Here is a 10,723-nt window from a genome sequence, read left to right as displayed (position 1 = left end):
GGAGCGCTCCGCAGAGCGCGACAAACGCGAAATTAAAAATAATTTTTCCGCTGAAAATATCCAGAGCGTTAGCGGAGGATATTCAAAATCGTTTTTTCTCCGCAAACGCGCCGCCAGCAGCGCTATTGTGGGCACTTTCGATGATTCTAACAAAAAATCGCCGCAAAAATTGGATGGTAATTCTAAAAGGAATCCAACACAAAACTGTAAAACTGTGATATAATCATAAATACAGACAAGATGCAAAAGGGGGCAGTCTGCCCCTTTTGCATTTCCGAAAAAAGCTTTAGGAGGCGAGGCCCAATGGCACAGATCCGTTCCAAGCCCTTCGGTGTGACCAAAGAGGGCGCTAATGTTACCGAGTACATCCTCTCGAACCCCGGCGGTATGTCCGTCAGCGTGCTGGATTACGGCTGCGTGATCAAAAATATCATCGTCCCGGCCAAAAATGGCCCGGTGGATGTGGTGCTGGGTCACGACACCATGGCAGATTACGAGAACGACTTTACCTCGTCCGGCAGCACCTGCTGCGGTGCTTTTGTGGGGCGCTACGCTAACCGCATCGAGAACGCTGTCTTTACCTTGGGCGGCAAGACCTACCAGCTGGAAAAAAACTGCGGCGAGCATCATCTGCACGGCTGTTTTTCCCGGAAAATCTATGAGGTGAAGTACTTCGGCGATACCCTGCTGATGGAGGCCGAAAGCCCCGACGGCGAGGACGGCTTTCCCGGTACGCTGAAGATCGCGGTGCGCTACACCCTTACCGATGACAACACCTTCCGCATGGACTACCGTGTGTCCTCGGACGCTGACACGATCGTAAACCTGACCAACCACAGCTACTTCAATCTGGATGGCGGCGGCGATGTGCTGAACCAGAAGCTGCGCATCTACGCCTCCCGCTATCTGGAGGGCAACAATACCACCTGCCCCACCGGCAACATCCTGCCCGTGGCGAACACCCCCATGGACTTTACCGCCGGTAAGCTCATCGGCAAGGAGATCGACACCGGCTTCCCCCAGACCACCATGGTGGGCGGCGGCTACGACCACTGCTATGTCATCGACCGCGCACGCGGCTCCAGCCAGAGCATCTGCGCATGGGCCACCAGTGATAAGACCGGCATCAGCATGAAGCTGTACACCACCCAGCCGGGCATCCAGCTGTACACCGGCAACTTTTTGCAGGACTGCCCCGCCCCGGGCAAGGGCGGCGAGCCGCTGCGCAAGTACGGCGGCTTTGCCTTGGAGACCCAGCACTTCCCCTGCAGCCCCTCTCACCCGGAGTTCCCCTCCACGGTGCTGCGGGCAGGCAAGGTGTTCCGCGCCACCACCACCCTGCGGTTCTTCACCGGCAAGCAGTGCGGAAAACTTTAAAGAAAGATAGATCACGCAAAAAACGTCTGCTTCGGCAGACGTTTTTTGCGTGAATCGTTTTGTTTATGGCAAGGACACTTTTGCCTCCACGAGTTCTCCGGTGAAAAAAGGGTCCTGAAAAGCCGCAGGCTTTTCAGGACCCAAAAATCGAACCAGTATTTCAGAACACCGCCACGGCGACCAGACGCACCAGCAGGGCGCACAGCCATGCCACGGCGCACTGATTCACCACCATGATCGCAGCCCACTTGCCGCCAAGCTCCCGCTTGACCGAGGCTACCGCCGCGATGCAGGGGGTGTACAGCAGGCAGAACACCAGCAGGGGCGCAGCCTGCGCCGGGGTGAGGGCTGCGGTCAGGGCAGCCGTAGAGCCGAAGAGGACCAGCAGCGAGGACACCACGCTCTCCTTTGCCATAAAGCCGGAGATGAGGGCGGTGGAGATACGCCAGTCCGCAAAGCCCAGCGGGGCGAACAGCGGGGCGATATCGCCCGCGATGCGTGCCAGAATGCTGGTCTGCGGGTCGACGGTCAGCGACAGGCGCAGGTCAAAGTTCTGCAAGAACCAGATGATGATGGTGGCACCAAAGATGACCGTAAAGGCTCTCTGCAAAAAGTCCCGCGCCTTTTCCCACAGCAGCTGCGCCACGTTCTTCAGGCCGGGCAGGCGGTAGTTGGGCAGTTCCATGACAAAGGGAACGGCCTCGCCCTTGAACACGGTGCTCTTGAGCAGCAGCGCCGCCAGCACGCCCACCAAGATGCCGGTGAAGTACAGCAGCACCATCACAAGCCCCGCGTACTTGGGGAAGAACGCCACCGCAAACAGGCTGTAAATAGGCAGCTTTGCGGAGCAGCTCATGAACGGGGTGAGCAGGATGGTCATTTTGCGGTCGCGCTCCGAGGGCAGGGTGCGGCTTGCCATCACGCCGGGCACGGTGCAGCCAAAGCCGATGAGCATGGGCACGATGCTGCGGCCGGACAGGCCGATGCGGCGCAGCAGCTTATCCATCACAAAGGCGACACGCGCCATGTAGCCGGTATCCTCCAGCATGGAGAGGAAGAAGAACAGCACCACGATGATAGGCAGAAAGCTCAGCACGCTGCCCACGCCGGTAAAGATGCCGTCGATGACCAGCGAGTGCACCGCCGCGTTGACGTTCCAGTTGGTCAGGGCGGTGTCCACAACGCCGGTCAGGGCGTCGATGCCCATTTCCATGAGGTTCTGGAAGAACAGGCCGATGACATTGAAGGTAAGGAAGAACACCAGACCCATGATGGCGATAAACGCCGGGATGGCGGTGTATTTGCCGGTGAGGAACTTGTCGATGCGGTTGGAGCGCAGCTGCTCCTTGCTTTCGTGGGGCTTGACCACCGTCTGCGCCACCAGCTCCTGAATGAAGGAGAAGCGCATATCCGCAATGGCGGCGGCGCGGTCCAACCCGCGCTCCTGCTCCATCTGCACGATGATATGTTCGATCATTTCTTTTTCGTTGGGGTCCAGCTTCAAGGCTTCCTCAATGCGGGGGTCGCCCTCCACCAGTTTGGTGGCGGCAAACCGCACCGGGATGCCCGCCGCCTTGGCGTGATCCTCGATGAGGTGCAAAATGCCGTGGATGCAGCGGTGCACCGCGCCGCCGTGGTCATCCTCGCTGCAAAAATCCATGCGCCCGGGGCGTTCCTGATACTTTGCCACATGGACAGCGTGGTCTACCAGCTCGTCCACGCCCTCGTTCTTGGCGGCAGAGATGGGGATGACCGGGATGCCCAGCATCGCCTCCATCTTGTTGATGCGCACCGTGCCGCCGTTGCCGCGCATTTCGTCCATCATGTTCAGCGCCAGCACCATGGGGATATCCAGCTCCATCAGCTGCATGGTCAGGTAGAGGTTGCGCTCGATGTTGGTGGCATCCACGATGTTGATGATGCCGGTGGGCTTTTCGCCGATGATGAACTGCCGGGTGACGATCTCCTCGCTGGAATAGGGGGACATAGAATAGATGCCCGGCAGGTCGGTGACCTCGGTCTCCGGGTGCCCCTTGATGGCACCGCTCTTGCGGTCCACCGTCACGCCCGGAAAGTTGCCCACGTGCTGGTTGGAGCCGGTGAGCTGGTTGAACAGGGTGGTCTTGCCGCAGTTCTGGTTGCCCGCCAGCGCAAAGGTCAGGGTCTTATCCTCCGGCAGGGGATGCTCCCCCTCCTTGGTGTGGTACTTGCCGCCCTCGCCAAGACCCGGGTGCTCCACCATCTTTTCCGCCACCGGGGCGTGCACCGCCGGGGTCTTTTCGGTGGGGGTCACGGTGATCTGTGCCGCGTCGTCCAGACGCAGGGTCAGCTCATAGCCGTGGATGCGCAGCTCCATGGGGTCGCCCATGGGTGCCAGCTTTACCAGCGTGACCTCCGCTCCGGGAATCAGACCCATATCCAGAAAATGCTGCCGCAGTGCGCCTGCACCGCCCACAGCATCCACTATGGCGCTTTTGCCGATCTGTAACTCTTTTAACGTCATATCCTTTGCCTTCTTTTATATGTACTGTTCGTGTGTGTTAGTCTGTGTTAACAAATGTAGTATAGGCTAACTGACAGCGGATGTCAATAGAGAATATAGACACAAAAAAAGCACCGCATCCTCTCAGGCGAGAATATGCGGTGCTTCGTTTTTTACAAGTTACTTCACGGTATGGTAGCCATCGGGGTTGTTCTTCTGCCAGTTCCAGCTGTCGGCGCACATTTCCTCGATGCCGTACTCGGCCACCCAGCCCAGCTCGTTCTTGGCCTTGGTGGGGTCGGCGTAGCACTCGGCGATATCACCGGGGCGGCGGGGATCGATGACGTAGGGGATCTCCTTGCCGCAGGCCTTGGAGAAGGCGTGAATGACATCCAGCACGCTGTAACCCTTGCCGGTGCCCAGATTGCAGATGAAGAGACCGCAGCCGGTCTCCAGCTTGCGGATGGCGCACACATGGCCCCGGGCCAGATCCACAACATGGATGTAGTCACGCACACCGGTGCCGTCCGGGGTGGGGTAGTCGTTGCCAAAGACGTGCACCTTTTCCAGCTTGCCCACAGCCACCTTGGCAATGTAGGGCATCAGGTTGTTGGGGATGCCGTTGGGGTCCTCGCCGATCAGGCCGCTCTTGTGGGCGCCGATGGGGTTGAAGTAGCGCAGCAGCGCCACATTCAGGCTGGGATCTGCATGGCAGACGTCCTGCAGAATGCGCTCGGTAAAGGCCTTGGTGGTGCCATAGGGATTGGTGGTAGCGCCCACGGGGAAGTCCTCGGTGATGGGCACACTGGCGGGGTCGCCGTAGACGGTAGCGGAGGAGCTGAACACGAAGTTGTGGCAGTTGTGATGGCGCATCACGTCCAGAATGACCAGCGTGCAGTTGAGGTTATTGTAGTAGTACTCGATGGGCTTGGACACGCTCTCGCCCACAGCCTTGTAGGCTGCAAACTGGATGACAGCGGTGATGTCCGGGCACTCGGAGAAGATCTTTTCCACGTCCTCGCGGCGGGTCATGTCTGCCTTGTAGAAGCGGAAATCCTTGCCGGTGATCTGCTTGACCCGGTCCAGAACCACAGGAGAAGCGTTATAATAATTATCTGCCACCACGATATCGTAGCCAGCGTTCAACAGTTCGATGCAGGTGTGGCTGCCGATGTAGCCGGCACCGCCGGAAACCAAAATTGCCATAGCCGAGTACCTCTCTCACATAGTATTATCACTTTTATCTCTTTGTGCCGGGCGCTGCCCGGTCTGCTTAAAGCATACCGCTTTTTGCCGCCGACTGCAAGGGGCGCTTTCTTTATTTGGATATATTTTTGTTGCAGCTTTTTTCCATGCACTTTTGATTAACAGAGATTTTTTGCACTTTTCACATGGAGAGAATGCGCCGTTTGTGCAAAACATAGAAATAGCACGGCTGCTTGCCCTGCACAACAGCACGGATCCTTTTTTCTCTTGACATCTCCCCTTATCTGTACTATAATGCTTCAAAAATGAACTATTCATAAAAAGACAAAAAGGAGCGCCGCATGAATCCTACCATAGAGATCAGTTTCAAGACTGCACAGGCGTACAGCGCCATGTGCAAGCCGCTGTGTCAGGAGCTCAGGCTGCCCCAGACCGCCTTTGACATCCTGATGTTTCTGGCAAACAACCCGGACTGCACCACCGCCCGGGATATCGTGGAGATCCGCAAAATCAAGGCGAACCTTGTGTCGGTGAACGTGGATCGTCTGGTGCAGGAGGGGTATCTGGAGCGCCGCGCCGTGGCGGGCGACCGCCGCAAGACCCAGCTGCTGTGCACCGAAAAGGCGCAGCCGGTCATCGCACGGGGGCGCGAGGTGCAGGAGCGCTTTTTTGCCCGCCTGCTGGACAACACGGACGCTCCCACCCGGGAGGCGTTTTTCCGCACCATGGAGGTCATCGGGAAAAATCTGGACGAGATTTTAAAGGAGAATGGATAAAATGCACTTGCTGTTTACGGTGCTTGTCACCTTTTTTGCCGGCATGGGTGCCGGCCTTGGCACCGGCTTTGCCGGTATGAGCGCGGCGGCGGTCATCAGCCCCATGCTCATCACCTTTCTGCACATGGACCCCTACATGGCGGTGGGCATTGCCCTTTCCTCGGATGTGCTGGCCAGCGCAGTGTCTGCCTATACCTACCATAAAAACAAGAATCTGGACATCAAAAACGGCCTGATCATGATGGCAAGCGTGCTTACCTTTACGGTGGTGGGCAGCTGGGTGGCCAGCAAGGTGCCCTCCGCCACCATGGGCGGCTTCTCGGTGTTCATGACCTTTTTGCTGGGCGTCAAGTTCATTCTGCGCCCGGTCATGACCACCAAGGAAGCCATGCAGGGGGTCAGCGCACAAAAGCGTGCGGTGCAGTCGGTGGTGTGCGGCGTGCTCATCGGCTTCATCTGCGGCTTTATCGGCGCAGGCGGCGGCATGATGATGCTGCTCATCCTCACCAGCGTGCTGGGGTACGAACTGAAAACTGCCGTGGGCACCAGCGTGTTCATTATGACCTTTACCGCCCTGACCGGTGCGGTATCCCACTTTATGATCGGCGGCACGCCCGACTGGCTGGTATGGGTGCTGTGCGTGGTGTTCACCCTGCTGTGGGCGCGCATTGCCGCTGTGTTTGCCAACAAGGCCGCCCCCAAGACCCTGAACCGCGCCACCGGCGTCGTGCTGGTGGTGCTGGGCGTGGTCATTATGGGTTTCAACCTCTTGACCTGAAGATAGAATAAAACGAAGGGCTCGTGCACTGCACGAGCCCTTCGTTCTATTCTGAAGCTGAAATTACTTGCTCTCTACCTTTTCCTCGATGGTGGAGTGGTCGATGACCCAGTCGGCAGCCTTGCGGATGCCCTCGTTGCGGCGCAGGGCGGCAACGTCGGTGCCTGCCTTGATCTCTTCCACCGTCTTTTTGGTCTTTTCAGCGCGCTCAGCCAGCTGCTTGTCGATCTCCTCATCGGTGGGCAGCAGGTTCTCCTGCTGTGCGATCTGCAGTAGTGCCATGCGGGCGCGGGTGTTCTTTTCTGCGGCGGCACGCACCTTGGCAGTAAAGCTCTCGCGGGTCTCATGGATCTGACTCAGGTAGGTGGTCAGGCTCATGCGCTGCATCTGCAGCTGCTGCTGGATGACCTGCATCTGCTGCTGGTAGGCGTTTTCCACCAGAATGCTGGGGATCTCGCCCTCTGCTGCATCCGCCAGCTGACCAAGGATCATGTCCTTGGCGTGGTTCAGCGCACCGCCGTGACGGCCGTCGAACAGCTGCTGCTTCACGAAGGCGCGGTACTCCTCCATGGTCTCCTTGCCCATCTTCTTGGCAAAGTCGCTGTTCAGGGCGGGCAGCTGACGCACGCACACGTCATGCAGCTTGATCTTGAACACGACAGGCTTGCCGGCCAGCTCCTTGTTGGGGTAGTTTTTGGGGAAGGTGACGTTGATCTCGAACTCGTCCCCTGCCTTGTGGCCCAGAATGCCGTCCTCGAAACCGGGGATCATGCGACCACTGCCCAGCTGCACCGACTGGTCCTTTGCCGTGCCGCCCTTAAAGGCCACACCGTCCAGAAGACCCTCAAAGTCCATGTGCACCACATTGCCCTTTACAGCGGGGCCCTTGTGGGGCACCAGCTCTGCGGCATAGTTGCGGCGGCGCTCCAGCACCGTGTCGATCTCCTTGTCGGTCACCTCCGGGGTGACGCACTGGGAGGTAAAGCCGGTGGTCTTGGTCAGTGTCAGCTCGGGCTGCAGTGCCACGGTGGCGGTAGCCACAAAGCCCTCGTCCTTCTTCACGCTTACCAGATCATAGCTGGGGTCATCTACCGGCGCAAAGCCGTGTTCCTTCAAAGCAGCCTCGTACAAAGCAGGCACATCCTGATCCATCAGGTCGTTGATGGCATCGTACCAGAAGGTGTGCTCGCCGCGGTCAGCTTCGATCTGTGCGCGGTCGGCCTCGCCCTTCTGGAAGCCCTTGATGGTATAAGTGGCGCGGGTGCGCTCATAGACCGCATTGGAGGCGGTCTCCAGTTCCTCAGCCGTAGCGCTGAAGGTCATTTTGCAGACACTCTTTTCAGGAGTTTCCACGCTTACCAGTTTCATAGGATCTACCCTCCGTGTTGTTCCCTTGGCGGCGGGGCGGCGCTGCCAAGGCAGCAGCCGGAACGCCATTTTGGGGACATTTTCAAACATTAATAAAGTTATTATAGCACAAGTGCAGCAAAAGCGGTATAATAAACTTGATAAAAATGTGCCGTTTTGGCAATTTTTGTCCATTCATGCAGGAAAAAAGCACGTTTTGCGGCAGCAGCTGCCGCGCAAAAGTGGGAAACCCCTCAGGAAAGGAAGGCTGTCCCCTATGCGATTATTTGATGTTTTGGGCCCGGTGATGATCGGACCCTCTTCCAGCCACACCGCCGGTGCGGCAAAGATCGGCTATACCGCACAAAAGCTTCTGGGCGAGGTTCCGGCGCAGGCAGACATCGGCCTGTACGGCAGCTTTGCCACCACCGGCAAGGGGCACGGTACCGACCGCGCATTGGTGGCGGGGCTGCTGGGTCTGCGCCCGGACGACCCCCGCCTGCCGGACAGCTTTGCGCTGGCCGCGCAGCGGGGGATGCAGTTCAGCATCCACCCGGTAGAGCTGCGCTCTGCCCACCCCAACACCGCCGTGCTCACCCTGACCAGCCGCACCGGGCGGCAGCTTTCGCTCAAGGCGGCATCGGTGGGCGGCGGACGCATCCGCGTCACGGAAATTGACGGCGTACCAGCGGATTTTGGCGGTGACAGCAACACCCTCATCATCCACAACGAGGACACCCCCGGCTGCATTGCGGAGGTGACCATGGCGCTGGCACTGCGGCGCATCAATATTGCGTCCATGCAGGTGTTCCGCGCCGCTGCGGGCGGTTATGCGGTGATGGTGCTGGAGTGCGACTCCCACATCCCCCACGCGCTGGAGCGGCAGCTGGCGGTGATGCCGGGCTTGCTGAAGGTGACCTGCCTGAACGTGGACGAGCCGGAAGAAACGGAGGAATGAGCCATGGCATTTTTGTCCTGTGAAGAGATGCTGGCTGCTGCTCGCAGCCAGAAGATCACGCTGGCAGAAGCGGTGCTGCGCAGCGATTTGGAGGAGAGCCGCCTGACCGAGGCGCACAGCCGCGCCGCCATGCGGCACCTGTGGCAGGTGATGCAGGCCACCAGTCAGGAATACGACCCCGCACAGCGCAGCCGCAGCGGCCTTTCCGGCGGCGATGCCGCCAAGGTGGAGCAGGCGTGGCAGCAGGGACGCCTGTTGGGCGATGACTATCTGGCCGCAGTAACAGCGGAAGCCCTGAAAACCGCCGAGTGCAACGCCTGCATGAAGCGCATCGTGGCCGCGCCCACGGCGGGCAGCTGCGGGGTGCTGCCGGCGGTGCTGCTGCCGCTGGCCCGCGCCGGGCAGGCAGACGAGGACGCCGTCTGCGACGCACTGTATGTGGCGGCAGGCTTCGGGCAGGTCATCGCCGCCCGCGCCACGCTGGCGGGCGCAGAGGGCGGCTGTCAGGCCGAGGTAGGCGCAGCCAGCGCCATGGCTGCCGCCGCCCTGTGTAACCTGAAGGGCGGCACCCCGGAGCAGTGCGCCGCTGCCGCCGCCATGGCACTGGGCAACCTGCTGGGTCTGGTCTGCGACCCGGTGGCGGGTCTGGTAGAGGTGCCCTGCATCAAGCGCAACGTGGTGGGTGCGGTGAACGCAGTCTCCTGCGCCAACATGGCACTGGCCGGGGTGGACTATGCCATCCCCTGCGACGAGGTCATCGACGCCATGGGCCGCGTGGGCAGCTTGCTCTCCCCCGACCTGCGCGAGACCGGTCAGGGCGGTCTTGCCGCTACTCCCACCGGCGTTAAGATCGCCCGCCAGCTGGCGCAGGAGGGCTGAGCGGGGCACCAATTTTCCCCGCCCGGCGGGAGAGAAACGGTTGTAAAAGCCGCTTTTCGCGCCGATGTGGCAGAAGAATTACAGAAAAGCCGCAGTAAAATCAAAGAAAAGACGTTCTTTTTCGGAAAATATAAAATTATTTTAAAAAAGCTGTTGACAAACCCCGCCCTTCGTGATAAAATACATCATGTTCCGAACGGAACGTATGCGTTGGTAGCTCAGCTGGATAGAGTGACTGACTACGAATCAGTAGGCCGGGGGTTCGAGTCCCTTCCATCGCACCAAACCATGAAAATCCGAACCTTTTCTCGATAGGAGAAGGGTTCGGATTTTTTGTTTTCTTCGGAAACGAAAACAAGGGCTCTTCCCTGACGGCTGTGTGTCCGAAACCTTATCAGAAAAAAGACCGTGTCACAAAGGTCACAACTGTAAAGGTGCCGTAAGGCAGAAAGGACACAAACATGAAGTACGATGAAAGAGCCTGCAAGTTCAACATGGATACCGGCTGCGTGGAACTACTGCTCCGGGATGGGAGAAAAATTTCCATCGACTGCACCGGGGTCGAGGATGCGCTGGATGTGACCATGGCGCAGAGGACGGAATTGGACTACCTCATCTACAATGATCCGCTGGGCTATGCGGATTTGATTCTGAATGGCAATCCGAAGGAATATCTGAGGAATGTGGCTGGGAGTCATGGGTTAGAAAATTAAAGGCAAAACAAAAACAGGGTGCGTCCACCCGGACGCACCCTGCCAAAAGCCACATACGATAGCGATATGTACAACAGGGCGTTCCCCGTCGGGAACGCTCTGTTTTTCTTTGCCGGAGAGATGAGCCTGTTCCGCCTGCCATGCGGCAAATTCTCTTTGCCCTTCTTCGCTGTTCCAGCAGGCAAGGATGGCCGGGTAGAATGCCCG

11 protein-coding genes and 1 tRNA gene are annotated in these 10,723 nt (G+C 58.8%); 8 read left to right on the top strand and 4 right to left on the bottom strand.

Annotated features, from left to right (window positions below; genetic code table 11):
* A partial coding sequence (locus DXB44_RS14720) for a hypothetical protein (RefSeq protein ID WP_207665888.1) occupies positions 1-223 on the top strand: 223 nt, incomplete at its 5' end.
* A gap of 80 nt (positions 224-303) precedes the next feature.
* Positions 304-1,377, top strand: a complete 1,074-nt coding sequence (locus DXB44_RS13805) for an aldose epimerase family protein (protein ID WP_118659062.1) — start codon at positions 304-306, stop codon at positions 1,375-1,377.
* Between the two features lie 160 nt (positions 1,378-1,537).
* Here the strand turns inward: DXB44_RS13805 and feoB are convergent, their stop codons facing one another.
* Complete coding sequence (gene feoB / locus DXB44_RS13800) at positions 1,538-3,880, bottom strand: ferrous iron transport protein B (RefSeq protein WP_055186614.1); 2,343 nt, start codon at positions 3,878-3,880, stop codon at positions 1,538-1,540.
* A 159-nt stretch (positions 3,881-4,039) separates the two neighbouring features.
* Complete coding sequence (gene galE / locus DXB44_RS13795; RefSeq protein ID WP_118659061.1) at positions 4,040-5,065, bottom strand: UDP-glucose 4-epimerase GalE; 1,026 nt, start codon at positions 5,063-5,065, stop codon at positions 4,040-4,042.
* Between the two features lie 341 nt (positions 5,066-5,406).
* On the opposite strand from galE, the gene DXB44_RS13790 reads away from it, so the two are divergent.
* The gene (locus tag DXB44_RS13790; RefSeq protein WP_118659060.1) at positions 5,407-5,841 is read left to right on the top strand and encodes a helix-turn-helix domain-containing protein; all 435 of its coding nucleotides are present in this window, start codon (positions 5,407-5,409) and stop codon (positions 5,839-5,841) included.
* A gap of 1 nt (position 5,842) precedes the next feature.
* Positions 5,843-6,619, top strand: coding sequence for a sulfite exporter TauE/SafE family protein (locus DXB44_RS13785; protein ID WP_118659059.1), 777 nt, complete (start codon positions 5,843-5,845; stop codon positions 6,617-6,619).
* A gap of 63 nt (positions 6,620-6,682) precedes the next feature.
* Here DXB44_RS13785 and tig read toward each other — a convergent pair whose 3' ends face one another.
* Positions 6,683-7,987, bottom strand: coding sequence for a trigger factor (tig, locus tag DXB44_RS13780; RefSeq protein ID WP_118659058.1), 1,305 nt, complete (start codon positions 7,985-7,987; stop codon positions 6,683-6,685).
* A gap of 256 nt (positions 7,988-8,243) precedes the next feature.
* Between tig and sdaAB the strand changes: the two genes are divergently transcribed.
* The 4 genes from sdaAB (at position 8,244) to DXB44_RS13760 (ending at position 10,516) form a co-directional block, all read left to right on the top strand.
* Positions 8,244-8,924 (top strand): L-serine ammonia-lyase, iron-sulfur-dependent subunit beta, encoded by a 681-nt coding sequence (gene sdaAB, locus DXB44_RS13775; protein WP_006735266.1) that lies wholly within the window; start codon positions 8,244-8,246, stop codon positions 8,922-8,924.
* Positions 8,925-8,927: 3 nt separating this feature from the next.
* Entirely contained in the window at positions 8,928-9,803 is an 876-nt protein-coding gene (sdaAA, locus tag DXB44_RS13770; protein ID WP_097778962.1) for an L-serine ammonia-lyase, iron-sulfur-dependent, subunit alpha, read from the top strand.
* 207 nt (positions 9,804-10,010) lie between these two features.
* A tRNA-Arg gene (locus DXB44_RS13765) sits at positions 10,011-10,087 on the top strand.
* Positions 10,088-10,264: 177 nt separating this feature from the next.
* The gene (locus tag DXB44_RS13760; protein WP_118659057.1) at positions 10,265-10,516 is read left to right on the top strand and encodes a DUF6061 family protein; all 252 of its coding nucleotides are present in this window, start codon (positions 10,265-10,267) and stop codon (positions 10,514-10,516) included.
* Here the strand turns inward: DXB44_RS13760 and DXB44_RS14715 are convergent.
* Positions 10,505-10,723, bottom strand: a 219-nt coding sequence (locus DXB44_RS14715) for a transposase (RefSeq protein ID WP_118659056.1), incomplete at its 5' end; no start/stop codon positions are given. The two genes, DXB44_RS13760 and DXB44_RS14715, sit on opposite strands and share 12 nt — an antisense overlap.

Source organism: Faecalibacterium sp. OM04-11BH, assembly GCF_003482185.1.
In the GTDB taxonomy this organism is placed as follows: Bacteria; Bacillota; Clostridia; order Oscillospirales; family Ruminococcaceae; genus Faecalibacterium; species Faecalibacterium tardum.
This window is presented reverse-complemented; position numbering and strand designations above follow the sequence as displayed.

Coding starts and splice junctions, on each gene's coding strand:
- tig (WP_118659058.1), bottom strand. CDS start 7,987: ATGAAACTGGTAAGCGTGGAAACTCCTGAAAAGAGTGTCTGCAAAATG.
- galE (WP_118659061.1), bottom strand. CDS start 5,065: ATGGCAATTTTGGTTTCCGGCGGTGCCGGCTACATCGGCAGCCACACC.
- DXB44_RS13760 (WP_118659057.1), top strand. CDS start 10,265: ATGAAGTACGATGAAAGAGCCTGCAAGTTCAACATGGATACCGGCTGC.
- sdaAB (WP_006735266.1), top strand. CDS start 8,244: ATGCGATTATTTGATGTTTTGGGCCCGGTGATGATCGGACCCTCTTCC.
- DXB44_RS13785 (WP_118659059.1), top strand. CDS start 5,843: ATGCACTTGCTGTTTACGGTGCTTGTCACCTTTTTTGCCGGCATGGGT.
- sdaAA (WP_097778962.1), top strand. CDS start 8,928: ATGGCATTTTTGTCCTGTGAAGAGATGCTGGCTGCTGCTCGCAGCCAG.
- feoB (WP_055186614.1), bottom strand. CDS start 3,880: ATGACGTTAAAAGAGTTACAGATCGGCAAAAGCGCCATAGTGGATGCT.
- DXB44_RS13790 (WP_118659060.1), top strand. CDS start 5,407: ATGAATCCTACCATAGAGATCAGTTTCAAGACTGCACAGGCGTACAGC.
- DXB44_RS13805 (WP_118659062.1), top strand. CDS start 304: ATGGCACAGATCCGTTCCAAGCCCTTCGGTGTGACCAAAGAGGGCGCT.